32 protein-coding genes are annotated in these 15,590 nt (G+C 51.2%); all 32 read right to left on the minus strand.

What is annotated here, in order from left to right; translation table 11 throughout:
- Nucleotides 1-32: 32 nt before the first annotated feature.
- Entirely contained in the window at nt 33-803 is a 771-nt protein-coding gene (locus ACZOF8_RS08305; RefSeq protein WP_308664153.1) for a hypothetical protein, read from the minus strand.
- A 203-nt stretch (nt 804-1,006) separates the two neighbouring features.
- The gene (gene rplQ, locus ACZOF8_RS08310; protein ID WP_012939236.1) at nt 1,007-1,345 is read right to left on the minus strand and encodes a 50S ribosomal protein L17; all 339 of its coding nucleotides are present in this window, start codon (nt 1,343-1,345) and stop codon (nt 1,007-1,009) included.
- A gap of 14 nt (nt 1,346-1,359) precedes the next feature.
- Nucleotides 1,360-2,331: a DNA-directed RNA polymerase subunit alpha gene (locus ACZOF8_RS08315; protein ID WP_022486685.1), complete on the minus strand. Its 972-nt coding sequence runs from the start codon at nt 2,329-2,331 to the stop codon at nt 1,360-1,362.
- Nucleotides 2,332-2,395: 64 nt separating this feature from the next.
- Nucleotides 2,396-2,989 (minus strand): 30S ribosomal protein S4, encoded by a 594-nt coding sequence (rpsD, locus tag ACZOF8_RS08320; protein ID WP_022486686.1) that lies wholly within the window; start codon nt 2,987-2,989, stop codon nt 2,396-2,398.
- Between the two features lie 18 nt (nt 2,990-3,007).
- Nucleotides 3,008-3,400: a 30S ribosomal protein S11 gene (rpsK, locus tag ACZOF8_RS08325; protein WP_022486687.1), complete on the minus strand. Its 393-nt coding sequence runs from the start codon at nt 3,398-3,400 to the stop codon at nt 3,008-3,010.
- Nucleotides 3,401-3,425: 25 nt separating this feature from the next.
- On the minus strand, nt 3,426-3,791 hold the full coding sequence (gene rpsM / locus ACZOF8_RS08330; RefSeq protein WP_012939240.1) for a 30S ribosomal protein S13: 366 nt from the start codon (nt 3,789-3,791) through the stop codon (nt 3,426-3,428).
- A 16-nt stretch (nt 3,792-3,807) separates the two neighbouring features.
- Nucleotides 3,808-3,921 (minus strand): 50S ribosomal protein L36, encoded by a 114-nt coding sequence (rpmJ, locus tag ACZOF8_RS08335; RefSeq protein WP_009015366.1) that lies wholly within the window; start codon nt 3,919-3,921, stop codon nt 3,808-3,810.
- Between the two features lie 29 nt (nt 3,922-3,950).
- A complete protein-coding gene (infA, locus tag ACZOF8_RS08340) occupies nt 3,951-4,169 on the minus strand; it encodes a translation initiation factor IF-1 (RefSeq protein ID WP_009015367.1) in 219 nt (72 codons plus the stop codon).
- Between the two features lie 12 nt (nt 4,170-4,181).
- Nucleotides 4,182-4,826 carry an adenylate kinase gene (locus ACZOF8_RS08345; protein WP_022486688.1) on the minus strand — a complete coding sequence of 215 codons (645 nt, stop codon included), beginning with the start codon at nt 4,824-4,826 and terminating at the stop codon, nt 4,182-4,184.
- Nucleotides 4,827-4,837: 11 nt separating this feature from the next.
- A complete protein-coding gene (secY, locus tag ACZOF8_RS08350; RefSeq protein ID WP_154488473.1) occupies nt 4,838-6,094 on the minus strand; it encodes a preprotein translocase subunit SecY in 1,257 nt (418 codons plus the stop codon).
- Nucleotides 6,095-6,535 carry a 50S ribosomal protein L15 gene (rplO, locus tag ACZOF8_RS08355; protein WP_022486690.1) on the minus strand — a complete coding sequence of 147 codons (441 nt, stop codon included), beginning with the start codon at nt 6,533-6,535 and terminating at the stop codon, nt 6,095-6,097.
- Nucleotides 6,536-6,550: 15 nt separating this feature from the next.
- Complete coding sequence (rpmD, locus tag ACZOF8_RS08360) at nt 6,551-6,736, minus strand: 50S ribosomal protein L30 (RefSeq protein WP_154488505.1); 186 nt, start codon at nt 6,734-6,736, stop codon at nt 6,551-6,553.
- Nucleotides 6,737-6,748: 12 nt separating this feature from the next.
- Nucleotides 6,749-7,249, minus strand: a complete 501-nt coding sequence (rpsE, locus tag ACZOF8_RS08365; RefSeq protein WP_022486692.1) for a 30S ribosomal protein S5 — start codon at nt 7,247-7,249, stop codon at nt 6,749-6,751.
- Nucleotides 7,250-7,267: 18 nt separating this feature from the next.
- Nucleotides 7,268-7,630, minus strand: a complete 363-nt coding sequence (rplR, locus tag ACZOF8_RS08370) for a 50S ribosomal protein L18 (RefSeq protein ID WP_012939246.1) — start codon at nt 7,628-7,630, stop codon at nt 7,268-7,270.
- Nucleotides 7,631-7,655: 25 nt separating this feature from the next.
- Nucleotides 7,656-8,204 (minus strand): 50S ribosomal protein L6, encoded by a 549-nt coding sequence (gene rplF / locus ACZOF8_RS08375; protein WP_012939247.1) that lies wholly within the window; start codon nt 8,202-8,204, stop codon nt 7,656-7,658.
- 29 nt (nt 8,205-8,233) lie between these two features.
- On the minus strand, nt 8,234-8,632 hold the full coding sequence (gene rpsH, locus ACZOF8_RS08380) for a 30S ribosomal protein S8 (protein ID WP_012939248.1): 399 nt from the start codon (nt 8,630-8,632) through the stop codon (nt 8,234-8,236).
- A 30-nt stretch (nt 8,633-8,662) separates the two neighbouring features.
- On the minus strand, nt 8,663-8,848 hold the full coding sequence (locus ACZOF8_RS08385) for a type Z 30S ribosomal protein S14 (protein ID WP_012939249.1): 186 nt from the start codon (nt 8,846-8,848) through the stop codon (nt 8,663-8,665).
- Between the two features lie 12 nt (nt 8,849-8,860).
- On the minus strand, nt 8,861-9,403 hold the full coding sequence (gene rplE, locus ACZOF8_RS08390) for a 50S ribosomal protein L5 (protein ID WP_022486694.1): 543 nt from the start codon (nt 9,401-9,403) through the stop codon (nt 8,861-8,863).
- A 23-nt stretch (nt 9,404-9,426) separates the two neighbouring features.
- Entirely contained in the window at nt 9,427-9,756 is a 330-nt protein-coding gene (rplX, locus tag ACZOF8_RS08395; protein WP_012939251.1) for a 50S ribosomal protein L24, read from the minus strand.
- Nucleotides 9,757-9,777: 21 nt separating this feature from the next.
- Complete coding sequence (gene rplN / locus ACZOF8_RS08400) at nt 9,778-10,146, minus strand: 50S ribosomal protein L14 (protein ID WP_012939252.1); 369 nt, start codon at nt 10,144-10,146, stop codon at nt 9,778-9,780.
- A gap of 39 nt (nt 10,147-10,185) precedes the next feature.
- The gene (gene rpsQ / locus ACZOF8_RS08405; RefSeq protein ID WP_012939253.1) at nt 10,186-10,446 is read right to left on the minus strand and encodes a 30S ribosomal protein S17; all 261 of its coding nucleotides are present in this window, start codon (nt 10,444-10,446) and stop codon (nt 10,186-10,188) included.
- 36 nt (nt 10,447-10,482) lie between these two features.
- Nucleotides 10,483-10,677 carry a 50S ribosomal protein L29 gene (gene rpmC / locus ACZOF8_RS08410; protein ID WP_022486695.1) on the minus strand — a complete coding sequence of 65 codons (195 nt, stop codon included), beginning with the start codon at nt 10,675-10,677 and terminating at the stop codon, nt 10,483-10,485.
- Nucleotides 10,677-11,135, minus strand: coding sequence for a 50S ribosomal protein L16 (rplP, locus tag ACZOF8_RS08415; protein ID WP_022486696.1), 459 nt, complete (start codon nt 11,133-11,135; stop codon nt 10,677-10,679). The genes rpmC and rplP overlap by 1 nt, the downstream gene beginning before the upstream one ends.
- Nucleotides 11,135-11,812, minus strand: a complete 678-nt coding sequence (gene rpsC, locus ACZOF8_RS08420; protein WP_022486697.1) for a 30S ribosomal protein S3 — start codon at nt 11,810-11,812, stop codon at nt 11,135-11,137. Before rpsC ends, rplP begins: the two co-directional genes overlap by 1 nt.
- Nucleotides 11,813-11,840: 28 nt before the next feature.
- The gene (gene rplV / locus ACZOF8_RS08425; RefSeq protein WP_022486698.1) at nt 11,841-12,176 is read right to left on the minus strand and encodes a 50S ribosomal protein L22; all 336 of its coding nucleotides are present in this window, start codon (nt 12,174-12,176) and stop codon (nt 11,841-11,843) included.
- Nucleotides 12,177-12,199: 23 nt separating this feature from the next.
- Nucleotides 12,200-12,478, minus strand: a complete 279-nt coding sequence (gene rpsS / locus ACZOF8_RS08430; RefSeq protein WP_022486699.1) for a 30S ribosomal protein S19 — start codon at nt 12,476-12,478, stop codon at nt 12,200-12,202.
- A 28-nt stretch (nt 12,479-12,506) separates the two neighbouring features.
- On the minus strand, nt 12,507-13,337 hold the full coding sequence (gene rplB, locus ACZOF8_RS08435; protein WP_022486700.1) for a 50S ribosomal protein L2: 831 nt from the start codon (nt 13,335-13,337) through the stop codon (nt 12,507-12,509).
- Between the two features lie 21 nt (nt 13,338-13,358).
- Nucleotides 13,359-13,649 carry a 50S ribosomal protein L23 gene (gene rplW / locus ACZOF8_RS08440; RefSeq protein ID WP_012939260.1) on the minus strand — a complete coding sequence of 97 codons (291 nt, stop codon included), beginning with the start codon at nt 13,647-13,649 and terminating at the stop codon, nt 13,359-13,361.
- A complete protein-coding gene (gene rplD / locus ACZOF8_RS08445) occupies nt 13,649-14,278 on the minus strand; it encodes a 50S ribosomal protein L4 (protein WP_022486701.1) in 630 nt (209 codons plus the stop codon). The genes rplW and rplD overlap by 1 nt, the downstream gene beginning before the upstream one ends.
- 25 nt (nt 14,279-14,303) lie before the next feature.
- A complete protein-coding gene (gene rplC, locus ACZOF8_RS08450) occupies nt 14,304-14,963 on the minus strand; it encodes a 50S ribosomal protein L3 (protein WP_012939262.1) in 660 nt (219 codons plus the stop codon).
- Nucleotides 14,964-14,975: 12 nt separating this feature from the next.
- Entirely contained in the window at nt 14,976-15,287 is a 312-nt protein-coding gene (gene rpsJ / locus ACZOF8_RS08455) for a 30S ribosomal protein S10 (RefSeq protein WP_012939263.1), read from the minus strand.
- Between the two features lie 180 nt (nt 15,288-15,467).
- Nucleotides 15,468-15,590, minus strand: a 123-nt coding sequence (locus ACZOF8_RS08460) for an EF-Tu C-terminal domain-related protein (RefSeq protein WP_487426763.1), incomplete at its 5' end; no start/stop codon positions are given.

A 15,590-nucleotide genomic window follows, 5' to 3' on the forward strand; every position in this document is an offset into this window, starting at 1 on the left:
AAAAAGGTCTGTTGCGCATGCAACAGCCCCTTTCACTTTTTCACCGTCTCCCTCAGATTCTTGAAGAACCGGTCGATGATCCGGTTGTACACTCCCAAGGGATCGTTTTCACTGTCCCGTACCCGGGCATCTTCGCTGGAGGCCACCAGTTTCCCGGTTCTGGTGTCGAACCACAGGAACCGGACGGTGACGCTGGCATAGGGCACGTAATAATCCGGGATGTATTCCGGATAGGTGATGGTCCGATAAAACGTATGCCAGTTTCCCTGGTCATCCCGGTAGCTGTCATCGATTTCCCGGGTCTTCCATTCCGTATGGGCGGGCACCAGGTAAGAATCCACCTGGCAGTTGTCCAGGGCGGCCAGGATGTACAGCTGGGCCCCTGCGTCCAGGGCTGCCTGGGGGATGGCCACTGCTCTTCTTTCCCCATCTGTTGTCTGGACCTGACTTTTCCCGTCTTTTTCCCCTGATTTCTCTGTTTTTCCAGCAGAAACCAGGGGGTCTTTTTCTTCCCCTTCTCCCGGCAAAAGAGCCCGGAACTGGATCTCCGGGGCCAGTACCACTTTCACCCCCTTGGCCTTTCCGGCTTTTTTCCGGTAGTCCTGAAGCATTTTCTGAGCCTTGGTACCACTCTGGAGATGGTAGCCGCTCATATCCATATCCGACAGGTACACCGTCTTCACCTGGCTGAAATCATAGTCCGTATCCTGCCAGCTGGTGTATTCCGCCAGAGCTCCGGAAGCCCCGGCCATAGTCAGGATTCCCCCCAGCACCAGCGTACGGATGCCTTGCAGCAGTTTCATGGATCTCATCCTTTCTGTTTTTTCTGATTTTTTACCAGTCTGCCGGGAAAACATGAATCCGGCAGACTCAGTATATCATAAGGTGAAATCCGGATACAATAAAAAAGAACCCGTCAGCCACGGGTTCTTTCCATCGGCCAGTGACCGTTGACCAGTGACAAAAAAGAGGCTGTTGCATGCGCAACAGCCCTTTTTTACAGAACTCAGATCAGTTCCAGGATTGCCATTTCAGCAGCATCGCCGCGGCGGGGAGCCGTTTTGTAAATACGGGTATAACCGCCGTTGCGGTCAGCGTATTTGGGGGCGATTACATCAAACAGCTTCTTGGTGGCATCTTCATCCACGAGGAATGCCAGAACCTGACGACGAGCGCTCAGATCACCTTTTTTAGCCAGGGTGATCATTTTATCAGCCAGACCGCTGATTTCTTTTGCTTTCGTTTCAGTGGTTTCGATTCTCTCGTTTTTGAAGAAGGCGGTCAAGACGCTGCGGAACATAGCTTTCCGGTTGCTGGTGTTCCGGTTGAATTTTCTGTAGGACATCTTTCGTCTTCCTCCTATTCTTCATCAGAATTGCGCAGGTGCAATCCCAATTCTTCGATTTTGTTCTTGACTTCTTCCAAGGATTTGCTGCCCAGGTTGCGGACGCAAATCAGCTCGTCTTCCGTCTTGTTGATGATATCTTCTACCGTATTGATGCCGGCCCGTCTCAAGCAGTTGTTGGAACGGACAGTCAGATCCAGATCATCGATGGACATCTGCAGCACAGAAGACTTGGTGCCTTCATCGCTGGTCTTGGTACCATCTTCGTCCCCCTGGATGCGGGGCACGTTGGTGGTCTTGAACAGAGCCAGATACTTGATCAGGATTTCGGCTGCAGAAGTCACAGCTTCATCCGGCCCCAGGCTCCCATCGGTCCATACTTCAAGGGTCAGCCGGTCGTAGTTGGTCACGTTGCCCACCCGGGTATCGGTGACACCGAATTTCACACGGGTGATGGGGGAGTAGATGGAATCCACAGGGATGAAGCCGATGGGCTGATCCTTGGATTTGTTCTTCTCCGCCTGGACGTAGCCACGGCCCACGTCAACGTAGATTTCCATGTTCAGGGATCCGTTCTTGTCCAGGGTTGCAATGTGCAGCTCCGGATTCAGAACTTCCGTGTCCTGATCGGTGATCACGTCGGCGCCGGTCACTTCGCCTTCGCCAGCCTTCTTGATGTAGAACGTCTTGGGTTCAAAGGAGGTCTGGTCATCCAGACCCACTTTGAAGCACAGGGCTTTGATGTTTAATACGATATCCGCAACGTCTTCTCTGACTCCCTCAATGGTAGAGAACTCATGGAGGACTCCATCGATTTTAATGCCCGTCACAGCCATGCCGGACAAGGAAGAAAGCAGTACACGACGCAGACTGTTACCTAAAGTAATACCGTATCCACGTTCCAAAGGTTCCCAGACGAACTTGCCATAACGTCCGTCAGGAGAAATTTCGTCGACAACCAGGCTAGGTTTTTCGATTTCCTTCATGCGGAAGCCTCCTTTCGCGCATTACCACAATACGCGGTATAAGTAAGTGGAGAACAGTATCGGATTACTTGGAGTACAATTCGACGATCATCTGTTCTTCAACAGGTACGTCGATGTCTTCCCGAACCGGCAGACGGTCAACCTTTCCGCTGAGGTTTTGAGCGTCCACGGAGATCCAGGCAGGAACGGAGGTCTTGCCCAGGACTTCAGCCATGCCTTTGAAGTAGGCAGAGCTGCGGCTGTTTTCCATTACGGAGACTACATCCCCGGCTTTAACCAGAGCAGAGGGGATGTCCAGGCGCTTGCCGTTTACGGCAATGTGGCCATGGGTCACCAGCTGGCGAGCCTGACGGCGGGTATGGGCCAGGCCCATGCGGTATACCACGTTGTCCAGTCTGCGTTCCAGCAGGATCAGCAGGTTGGCACCAGCGATGCCTTCCATTTTCTTGGCTTTTTCATAGTAGCCGCGGAACTGTTTTTCCAGAACGCCATAGATGAACTTGGCTTTCTGTTTTTCAGCCAGCTGCATACCATATTCGCTCTTCTTTTTGAACTGGCGTTTCGGCTGCCGGTTGGATTCTTTCATAACCCCAACGAAAGCCGGAGACATGCCCAGAGATCTGCATCTTTTCAGAACAGGAGTCTTATCAATAGCCATCTAGTCTTTCACCTCCAATTATACTCTTCTGCGTTTCGGCGGACGGCAGCCGTTGTGAGGAATGGGAGTCACATCTTTGATGGATTCCACTTCCAGGCCTGCAGCCTGCAGAGCGCGGATAGCAGCTTCACGGCCAGCGCCGGGGCCCTTGACGAATACTTCGATCCGTTTCAGACCATGTTCCATAGCGGCTTTGGCAGCGGATTCAGCAGCCATCTGAGCTGCAAAAGGAGTGCTTTTCCGGGAACCGCGGAAGCCCTGACCGCCGGCAGAAGCCCAGCTCAGGACAGCCCCGTTCAGATCGGAAATCGTTACGATCGTGTTATTAAAGGTGGAGCGGATATGTGCTACACCAGCTTCAATGTTCTTGCTTACTTTCCGTTTGGCACGGACAACTTTTTTACCAGCCACTCGTCTAATCCCTCCTTAGACAGACTTACTTCTTAGCGCCGGCCACTTTTTTCGGGCCTTTGCGGGTACGAGCATTGTTCTTGGTGTTCTGACCCCGTACAGGCAGGCCTGCACGATGTCTCCGGCCGCGGTAGCAGCCGATTTCCACCAGGCGTTTAATGTTCAGGGATTCTTCACGGCGAAGGTCCCCTTCCACTTTGTATTCATGATCCAGGATTTCACGCAGCTTGGCAATTTCCGCTTCCGTCAGATCCCGGACACGGGTGTCAGGGTTGATCCCGGTTTTAGCCAGGATTTCCCGGGACAGGGTCAGACCGATCCCGTAAATGTACGGCAGAGCGTATTCGATACGTTTATCTCTAGGCAAATCTACACCGGCGATACGAGCCATTCAAAGCACCTCCTTCTTATCCTTGTCTCTGTTTATGTTTCGGGTTTTCGCAAATGACCATGACGCGGCCTTTGCGTTTGATAATCTTGCATTTTTCGCAAATGCGTTTTACAGACGGTCTTACTTTCATGTTGCTTGAACCTCCTCTTGCCAATCCTCTTATTTGAACCGATAAGTAATCCGACCCCGGTTCAGATCATAGGGCGTCAGCTCTACGGTCACCTTATCCCCTGGGAGGATCTTAATAAAGTTCATACGTATTTTTCCGGAAATATGTGCCAGGATTTCATGATCGTTTTCCAGTTTTACCCGGAACATCGCATTGGGTAAAGATTCCAAGACAGTACCTTCTACTTCGATCGCATCTTGTTTTGACACGCTTATGCCTCCTTACCCTTTTACAGCAGCGACCACGTCAGCATACACCTTGTCGATGGGCTGAGTGCCGTCAATTTCCCTGTACACGCCTTCCGCCTTGTAATACGCAATGAGAGGAGCAGTTTGGCTATGGTACGCTTCCAAACGTTTTTTCACAGTGGTTTCTTTGTCATCATCCCGCTGGTAAAGTTCCCCACCGCATTTGTCGCATACGTTTTCCTGTTTGGGAGGATTGTACACCACATGATAGGTGGCACCACAGTTTTTGCAGATCCGCCGGCCGGTAACCCGGGCTACCAGGTCTTCATCAGGCACGCTGATGTTGACCGCAGCAGTCAGGGAGATCCCGAGATTCTTCAGGATGTCGTCCAGGGCTTCTGCCTGATCTTTGGTACGGGGAAAACCGTCCAGGATGAATCCTTTGGCACAGTCCGGCTGGCTCAGACGTTCCTTCACAATGCCGATTGTGACACTGTCCGGAACCAAACCGCCGGCGTCCATATATTTCTTGGCTTCTTTCCCCAATTCCGTCCCATTTTTCACAGCCGCACGGAACATATCTCCCGTAGAAATATGGGGAATGGGGAAATCGGCAACTAATTTTTCCGCTTGGGTCCCCTTGCCTGCGCCAGGAGGTCCCATTAAAAGAATATGCATGTTCTCTCTCCTTATTTCATGAAACCCTGGTAGTGCCGCATGAGGGTCATGGACTCTACCTGTTTCATTGTGTCAAGCGCTACGCCAACTACGATCAACAAAGCCGTTCCGCCGAAGTATACTCCGGAAATTCCTGTGAGCCAGACGATCATGTTGGGCATAATAGCAATGAACGCCAGAAAAACAGCACCCGCCAGGGTGATCCGGTTCATCACCTTGTCCAGATAGTCCGTGGTCGGTTTGCCAGGCCGCAGCCCGGGGATGAAGCCGCCGTATTTCTTGATGTTGTCGGACATATCCGGGATGTTCAGGCTTACTGCGGTATAGAAGTAAGTGAAGAACAGGATGAGCAGGATGTACAGCGAGGTCTGCAACGGTGTGCCCCATGCTAAATAGCCGGCCACTTTCTGGATCCAGGGGATCTTGATGAACTGCGCAATGGTCACAGGAAACATCAATACGGAAGAAGCGAAGATGATGGGCATAACACCAGCCTGATTCACCTTCAGGGGAATGTAGGTGGTGTGTCCGCCGTACATCTTCCGACCTACGATCCGCTTTGCGTACTGGACGGGGACTTTCCGGTAGGAAACCGTAATGGCCACCACGAACATCACCATCAGTACAGCCAGCACAGCGAAGATCAATACGTTGAAGACGTTGATAGTTCCTGCCTGCAGGTACCGGCCGATCACAGCCAGCCCGTTGGGCAGTCGGGAAATGATCCCGGCAAAGATGATCAGAGAAATCCCGTTCCCGATCCCTTTGGCCGTAATCTGTTCCCCAATCCACATCAGCAGCAGAGAGCCTGCGGTAAGGGTGATGACGATCATGGCAAAGGAGAAGAAGTCAGGGTTGTTGACTGCCGCCCGCAAGCCATATGCCATCCCGATTGCCTGAATGGCGCCCAGGCCCACCGCCGCATAGCGGTTGATTTTGTTGATTTTTTTTGCTCCTTCCGCTCCCTCTTTGGACCATTCTTCCAAAGTCGGGATCACCACTGTCAGCAGCTGCGTAATAATTGACGCATTGATGTAAGGAGTAATGCTCATGGCAAATATGGAGAATTTGCTGAGAGCACCGCCGGAGAACAGATCCAGAAGACCGAACAGGTTTCCACTGGTGAAAAGCCGTTCGATCATGGCTGCGTTAACCCCCGGAACGGGAATTTGCGTACCAGCCCTGAATACTATGAACATCGCAAGGGTAAATAATACTTTCTTTCGGAGTTCCGTAGCCTTTAACAGGTTATCAAGGGCTGATGCCAATTAGATCACCTCTACCTTACCGCCGGCAGCTTCGATCTTGGATTGAGCAGTTTTGCTGAAGCCCATGGCTCTTACCGTGACCTTTTTGGTCAGTTCGCCATTGCCCAGGACACGAATGCCGTCACGGATGTTTTTCACCAGGCCGGCTTCGATCAGGGCTACAGGATCGATTACAGCACCGTCGTCAAAGCAGTTGAATACTTCCACATTGATCTCAGTGTAATGTTTGCCGAATTTATTGTAGAAACCGCGTTTCGGCAGACGCAGGTACAACGGCTTTTGGCCACCTTCGAACCCAGGACGTTTCACCCCGCCGCTACGGGATTTCTGACCTTTTTGGCCTTTGCCGGATGTTTTGCCCAGGCCGGAACCAAGACCGCGGCCTACACGGACGCGAGCTTTTTTGGAGCCGGCAGCGGGAGCCAATTCATGCAAATACATTTGCAGACCTCCTTATTACGCCTTCACTTCTTCTACTTTGACCATATGTTCCACTTTGTGGATCATACCGCGCAGAGCAGGAGAGTCTTCTTTCACAACGCTGGTACGGATCTTGGTCAGACCCAGAGCCTTGACAGTAGCGCGTTGGTCTTTGGGATACCCGATTAAGCTACGGGTCAGCGTGATTTTTACCTGTGCCATCATGCTACCTCCTTAGCCTAACAGTTCTTCAACAGTTTTGCCGCGCAGAGCAGCAACTTCTTTGGCGTTCTTCAGGGATTTCAGACCCTGCAGAGTTGCCCGGACCACATTGTTGGGGTTGGAAGTACCCTGAGATTTGGTCAGGATGTCCCGAACGCCAGCCAGTTCCAGGACGGCACGGACAGCACCGCCGGCGATAACCCCGGTACCTTCCATAGCCGGTTTCAGCAGGACGCGGCCTGCACCGAACACACCGATTACTTCGTGAGGAATGGTGGTGCCTTTCAGAGGAACGGTGATCAGGTTCTTTTTGGCATCATCCACACCCTTGCGGATTGCTTCGGGAACTTCGGCAGCTTTGCCCAGGCCCATGCCAACCTTGCCGTTTTCATCACCAACAACAACCAAAGCAGAGAAGGAGAAACGACGTCCGCCTTTTACGACCTTAGCTACGCGGTTGATGAAGACTACTCTTTCTTTGAAGCCATCATCTTGTTTTTCGTAATTAGCCACTCTTTTGTCCTCCCTCTGTTAAAATTCCAGACCAGCTTCGCGAGCCGCTTCAGCCAGGGCTGCTACACGGCCGTGATACAGGTAACCACCGCGGTCGAATACAACAGTCTTGATGCCCTTTTCCAGAGCTTTTTTGGCGATTTCAGTGCCGACAGCTTTAGCAGCTTCGATGTTGCCGCCGTAGTTGGCTTTGTTGGCCTTTTCCACGGTGCTGGCGGAAACCAGAGTTTCACCAGTTTCATCGTTGATGATCTGAGCGTAGATGTTGCTCAGGCTGCGATATACATTGAAACGGGGTTTTTCAGCCGTTCCCACAATATTTCTGCGCATACGCAGGTGACGTTTCTGACGTGCTGCGTTTTTATCTTTCTTGTTCAGCAAGAGATTCACTCCTTCCTATTAGAAATTATTTCTTGCCTTTGGCGCCGGCTTTACCAACCTTGCGGATGATATGTTCGCCTACATAGCGGATCCCTTTGCCTTTGTAGGGTTCGGGAGCACGCAGGCTGCGGATTTCAGCAGCCACAGCACCAACTTTTTCCTTGTCGATACCGGAAACGATGATTTCCGTGGAGTTCGGGCAGTCGAAGGAAATGCCTTCGGGAGGATCCATCACGCAGGGATGGGAGAAGCCCAGGGTGAAGCTCAGGGCTTTGCCCTTCTTGGCTACACGGTACCCAACACCCTGGATTTCCAGGTGTTTGGAATACCCTTCCGTAACGCCGATGATCATGTTGTTGATCAGGGTACGGGACAGGCCGTGGAGGCTGCGGTGCACCTTGTCGTCGGAAGGACGGGTCACGGTGATCACCCCATCATTCAGGGCCACGGTCAGTTCTTTGCTGATTTGACGGCTCAGTTCGCCTTTCGGTCCCTTAACGGAGACCAGGTTATCTTCCACCGTTACCGTAACTTTATCAGGGACGGTAATCGGAGCTTTTCCAATTCTTGACACTTATAAGCACCTCCGGTCTAGGGAATATCTTACCAAACGTAAGCCACTACTTCGCCGCCCAATCCAGCTTTCCGGGCAGCCTTGTCGGTCATCATGCCCTTGGAAGTGGAGATTACGGCGATGCCCAGGCCGCCCAGTACGCGAGGCAGCTGGTCTTTCTGGGTGTAGACTCTCAAACCGGGTTTGGAGATACGCTTAATGCCGGAAATAACTTTTTCCTTGTTGGGACCGTATTTCAGCTGTACACGGATCACATTCTGGTGTTCACCGGCTACGACTTCGAAATCTTTAATGAATCCTTCGCTCTTCAAAATCTCTGCAATGGCAGTTTTGATTTTGGAGCAGGGGATTTCAACTTTATCGTGATGAACCGAATTGGCATTACGGATTCTCGTAAGCATATCGGCAATCGGATCAGTCATGGTCATTTATAAAAGCCCTCCTTCCTTTTTCCGCTCTTACCAGCTTGCTTTCGTTACGCCGGGAATAGCGCCTTCGTAAGCATACTTCCGGAAGCAGATACGGCAAATGCCGAATTTGCGCATGTAAGCATGCGGTCTGCCACAGATTTTGCAGCGATTATATTTGCGGACCTTGAACTTCGGTTCCGCTTTCCATTTTTCAATCAATGCGGTCTTTGCCACGGTTTTCCCTCCTTATGCCCCAAACGGCATACCCAGAAGCTTCAGCAGTTCTCTGCCTTCTTCATCGGTTTTAGCAGTCGTTACGATGATAACATCCATGCCGCGGACTTTGTCGACTTTATCATAGTCGATTTCAGGGAAAATCAGCTGTTCTTTCAGGCCGATGGAATAGTTGCCACGGCCGTCGAAGGACTTGGGGTTGACCCCTCTGAAGTCACGTACCCGGGGCAGGGCAATGTTCATGAATTTATCCAGGAATTCATACATCCGGCTGCCACGCAGGGTGACTTTCACACCGATGGGCATGCCTTCACGGAGTTTGAATGCAGCGATGGATTTCTTTGCCTTGGTGATGATGGGTTTCTGACCGGCGATCATGGTCATGTCAGCCACAGCAGATTCAATAGCCTTGCTGTTGGTCACTGCTTCACCGCAGCCAATATTCAAAACAACTTTTTCCAGTTTCGGAATTTCGTTGACGTTCTTGTAATTGAATTTTTCCATTAAGCCTTTCACAGCTTCGGAATTGTATTTGTCTTGCAGTCTCGTTGCCATCTGTTTTCCTCCTTTCCCGAAGATTATTTATCGATGACTTCCCCGCATTTTTTGCAGGCTCTGACAAAACCATTGCCAGCGGCCACTTTTTTGATACGGGTCGGTTTCTTGCAGGACGGGCATACCAGCATTACGTTGGAAACGCTGATAGGAGCTTCCTTGGTAATGATCCCACCCTGAGGGTTGCTCTGAGAAGGTTTCGTGTGCCGTTTTACCTGGTTCACGCCTTCCACAGTCACCTTGGATTTCTTCGGGAAAGCAGCGGTCACTTTGCCTTCCTTGCCTTTATCTTTACCAGCCAATACCACCACGGTATCGCCTTTTTTCACGTGCAATTTCACGGCTTCAGCCATTTCTGCAACACCTCCTTGTTCTTAGAGCACTTCCGGTGCCAGGGAAATGATCTTCATGAAGTCTTTATCACGGAGTTCCCGGGCAACAGGCCCAAAAATACGAGTGCCCTGAGGGGTCTTATCGTCTTTGATCAGAACCGCAGCGTTTTCGTCGAAACGGATGTAAGAACCATCCGGACGGCGGGTGCCTTTTACGGAACGCACCACAACGGCCTTCACTACATCACCTTTTTGGACAACGCCACCGGGTGTAGCATCTTTGACAGAAGCCACAATGATGTCACCGATGTTGGCGTATCTCCGATAGGAACCGCCCAGCACACGGATGCACATAATCTTTTTGGCGCCGGTATTGTCCCCAACATTCAGCACAGTCTGCTGTTGAATCATGGTTTACCTCCCTTGCCAAGCTATGCTCAGCAGTCTATCTTATTTTGCCCGTTCTACGATTTCAACGACGCGCCAGCATTTGTCTTTGGACAGGGGCCGGGTCTGAGCAATCTTCACGATATCCCCAGTATGAGCATCATTGTTTTCGTCATGAGCCTTCAGTTTAATGGTATGCATTACGCCTTTTTTGTAAAGAGGGTGTTGAACCAGACGTTCAATAGCGACCACAACGGTTTTCTGCATCTTGTCGCTTACGACTTTACCAGTACGCGTAACACGCAAGTTTCTCTCTTCAGCCACGGAATGTTTCCTCCTTCGCTTAGGGTCTAACCCGGATTAAGCGTTCACTTCGCGTTCCCGCTGGATCGTTTTGATCTGGGCAATGGATTTCTTGACTTCTCTGATCTTCATCGGATTGTCCAGTTGTCCGGTTGCCATTTGAAAACGCAAATTAAAAAGTTCATCTTTTAAGCCTGCCAGCTTGGATTCCAGCTCTTCAACAGACATTTCTCTGATTTCGTTAGTTTTCATTAAGCTTCACCACCTACTCCATTTTCACGCGCGGTGACTTCGGCATCCAGCTGTTCCTTCGTAACGAAGCGGGTCTTGATCGGCAGCTTGTTGCCGGCCAGACGCATAGCTTCCTTAGCGATATCTTCAGTAACGCCTGCCATTTCGAACAGAACCCGGCCAGGTTTAACCACGGCTACCCAGTATTCAGGAGAACCTTTACCACTACCCATACGGCTGCCAGCAGCTTTGGCAGTTACAGGCTTGTCAGGGAAAATCTGGATCCATACCTGACCGCCACGTTTGATGTAACGGGTCATGGCGATACGGGCGGCTTCGATCTGCCGGTTGGTGATCCAGGACGGTTCCAGGGCCACCAGGCCGAACTGACCATGAGCCACTCTGTTGCCCCGCATTGCACGGCCTTTCATGCGGCCTCTATGCTGTTTACGATGCTGTACTCTCTTCGGTAATAACATTATTTCGCCCCTCCTTCTTGCGCTTCAGGAGCTTCCTTCTTCACGGCCTTGGTCGGCAGGACTTCGCCTTTGTAGATCCATACCTTTACGCCGATCCGGCCGTAAGTAGTATGAGCTTCAGCAGTCCCATAGTCGATGTTGGCACGCAGGGTATGCAGAGGAATGCTGCCATCACGATAGCTTTCGGTACGGGCGATTTCAGCCCCGCCCAGACGGCCGGCGCACTGGATCTTGATCCCTTTGGCACCCAGACGCATGGTACGGCCCACGCACTGCTTCATGGCACGGCGGAAAGCGATCCGGCGTTCCAGCTGGGAAGCAACGTTTTCAGCAACCAGGGTGGCATCCATATCCGGTTGTTTAACCTCGATGATGTTGATGTCCAGTTTGCTGTCGGTCATTTTGGCCAGGTCTTTTTTCAGCAGTTCGATGTTGCTGCCCTGACGGCCGATGACGATACCAGGTTTAGCGGTGTAGATGCTGATCCGCATCTTCTGTTCCGTTCTTTCGATGGTAACCCGAGAGATACCAGCCTGGAATTGTTTATCTTTAATGAAATCACGAATCTTGATGTCTTCCAACAGATTCTTTTGATAGTCCTTGTCGGCGAACCATTTGGAATCCCAATCATCGATTACGCCCACTCTGAAACCATGTGGATTAACTTTTTGACCCACTATTCATTCCCTCCTTCTGTCAGGATGATTATTTTTCGGAAACAGCCACGGTGACATGGCTGGAACGTTTCAGGATCTTGAAGGCCTGTCCACGGGACCGCGGATGGATTCTCTTCATGGTGGGACCCTGGTCAACGAAAGCGTTGGAAACGACCAGATTGTCAGCGTTCATGTCAAAGTTGTGTTCAGCATTCGCAACAGCGGAGCGAAGAACTTTTTCAATAACCTCAGAACCAACTTTCGGGGTAAACTTGAGGATTGCAAAGGCTTCGTTCACAGACTTGCCCCGGATCAGGTTGATCACGATGCGCAGTTTGCGAGGTGCGATACGGATGTATTTGGCAACAGCTTTAGCTTCTTGCATCTATTTTATCCTCCTTCCCCTGATTATTTCGTTACGGCAGCGGCTTTATCGCCATGGCCCTTGAACAGACGGGTAGGAGCGAATTCGCCTAATTTATGGCCGACCATATCTTCGGTGATATACACAGGCACATGTTTGCGGCCATCATGGACAGCAATGGTGTGACCCAGGAATTCAGGGAGAATCGTGGAGCTGCGGGACCAGGTTTTAACGACTTTCTTATCCTGGGCAGCGTTCAGCGCTTCAATTTTCTTCAGCAGACTAGCTTGGACATAAGGTCCTTTTTTAACGGATCTGGACACTCTGTATGCCTCCTTTCAACAAACTCTGTTATTTCGTTCTGCGTTTCAGGATCAGTTTGGAAGAAGCCTTCTTGTTCTTCCGGGTACGGGTACCAAAAGCACTCTTGCCCCAGGGAGTAACAGGACGCTTACGACCAACAGGGGAGTGACCTTCACCGCCGCCATGAGGATGGTCGTTCGGGTTCATTGCCACACCACGGTTGGCGGGACGGACACCCAGCCAGCGGGAACGGCCTGCTTTACCCAGAGTCAGGTTTTCATGATCCAGGTTGCCGATCTGACCGATGGTGGCACGGCAGTTGATGTGTACCTGACGCAGTTCGCCGGAAGGCATACGCAGCAGGGCATAGCTGCCTTCTTTGGCCATCAGCTGGATGGCAGCACCGGCGCTCCGGCCCATCTGGCCGCCTTTGCCGATCTTCAGTTCCACATTGTGGACCATGGTACCCAGAGGGATGTTCTGCAGGGGCAGTGCGTTGCCCACTTTGATATCGGCTTCGGGACCGCTGACAACAACGTCGCCCACCTTCAGGCCCTGAGGAGCCAGGATGTAGCGTTTTTCACCGTCTGCATAGTTCAGCAGAGCAATGTTGGCGCTCCGGTTGGGATCATATTCGATGGTCGCAACTTTTGCGGGGATGTTGTCTTTATTCCGTTTGAAATCGATGATACGATACTGTCTTTTGTGACCGCCGCCCTGATGACGAACCGTCATTTTACCGGTGTTGTTCCGGCCGGCATGCTGGTTCAGTTTAACAACTAAAGGGCGATGGGGCTTGTCCGTAGTGATCTCTTCAAAGGTGGACACAGTCATGCTGCGTCTGGAAGGAGAATACGGATTAAAGCTTTTAATAGCCATTGTTTGACCTCCTTAGACGAATTACATTCCTTCGAAGAGCGGAATTGTATTACCTTCAGCCAGTTTTACAATTGCTTTCTTGTAATCGGAACGCTTGCCTTCATATTTGCCCATACGCTTGGTTTTGCCCAGAACGCGGATGGTGTTGACATTCACAACCTTCACATTGAAGATGGCTTCAATGGCCTGGCGGATTTCAGTCTTGTTTGCGCCCATTGCCACCTGGAAAGTGTATTTGTTGTCCTTCATCATGTCAGAAGTCTTTTCGGTCACAATGGGTCTGATGATAATGTCGCGAGGATTGGCAGCCATTATGCGAGCACCTCCTCAATTCTTGCTACGGCATCTTTTGCCAGCAGTACTTTTTCCGCATTCAGGATATCGTAAACGTTCAGGCAGTCATTGGACAGGGCCTTTACTTTTTCGATGTTGCGGGAAGATTTTTCTACGTTTTCGTTTTCCCCGTCAGTGATGATCAGGGCTTTTTTGTCGACAGCTTCGAAGCCATTCAGCAGAGCAACTGCATCTTTGGTCTTGGGAGCATCGAAGGTCAAGTTGTCAACCACAACCAGAGCACCTTCAGCGACTTTTGCGCTCAGTGCGCAGCGGATGGCCAGACGACGGGCCTTCCGGGGCATATCTTTTGCATGGCTCCGGGGAGCAGGACCGAAGACGGTACCACCGCCTACCCACAGAGGAGAACGGACGGAACCGGCACGAGCCCGGCCAGTACCTTTCTGTTTCCAGGGTTTTCTGCCACCGCCCCGTACCATACCGCGGGTCTTGGTTGCATGAGTGCCCTGACGTTCGTTGGCTTGCTGCATAACAACAGCCTGATGGACAACGGCTTCGTTGAATTCTACGCCAAAGACGTAATCCATCAATTCTATTTCTTCACCGGTCTGTTTGCCGGTCATATCGTAAACTGCTACTTTCGGCATTGAAACGCCCTCCTTTCGTTAAACCTTATTTTTGTTCTGCTTTCACGACATCGGGACGAACCGTGTCTCTCAGCAGCAGGAAGGTACCAGCGGCACCAGGTACAGAACCTTTCACCATGATCAGGTTGCGGTCCTTATCCACTTTTGCGATCGTCAAGCGCTGCACAGTCGCGCTGATCCCGCCCATACGGCCAGGCAGTTTCTTGCCTTTGATAACACGGCCGCCAGGACCGGAATGCATAGGACCATTGGAACCAGGTTCACGATGAGATTTGGAACCGTGTTTCATAGGACCACGTGCGAAGTTGTGGCGTTTGATCGTACCAGCGAACCCTTTACCGCGGGAAACGCCGACAGCGTCAACCAGATCGCCGGCTGCGAAAATGTCAGCAGCAATCTTGTCACCGACTTTATATTCAGAAGGAGCATCCAGACGAACTTCGCGGACAACCTTTACAGGAGCCACACCAGCTTTGTCGAAGAAGCCCTTCATGGGTTTGTTGACTTGTTTTTCTTTGATATCCCCAAAACCCAGCTGAACAGCATTGTAGCCGTCTTTTTCTTCCGTTTTGTTCTGCAGCACGACGCAGGGACCCGCTTCCACAACAGTTACGGGAACCAAAGTACCGTCAGCTTCAAAAATTTGGGTCATACCTAATTTTTTGCCTAAGATTCCTTTAGCCATCATCGCACCTCCTTACGCTTTGATCTCGATATCTACACCAGCAGGAAGATCCAAGCGAGTCAGTGCATCGATCGTCTTAGCTGTAGGTTCCAGGATGTCAACCAGTCTCTTGTGGGTCCGCATTTCGAACTGTTCACGAGAGTCTTTGTTTACATGAGGGGAACGCAGAATCGTATAGATGTTTTTTTCCGTAGGCAGGGGAATCGGGCCGGAAACCTGAGCACCGGTACGTTTCGCCGTTTCTACGATTTTGGAAGCACTCTGATCCAGTGCTTTGTAGTCATACGCTTTCAGGCGTATACGGATTTTTTGAGTCTTTGCCATTGTTTTTAATTCCTCCATTCGCCACGTTTCCAAGAACGGACATACTCAGCAGAAGTTCCCTTCTTTGCCAGCGGGCCAGAAGCCATCTTCTGCCTCATCGCGGGCCCTGTAAAGCATAAGAATATGAGGGGCTTTGGCCAAGCCCCTCATATGGGCTTTCTTTAGATTGAATCGGAAGGATTAGCCTTCGATTTCGGTAACAACACCGGCACCAACGGTATGGCCGCCTTCGCGGATAGCGAAACGCAGACCTTGTTCGATGGCGATCGGGGTGATCAGTTCAACATCCATCACCACGTTGTC

The sequence above is a fragment of the Acidaminococcus sp. genome, assembly GCF_057597765.1.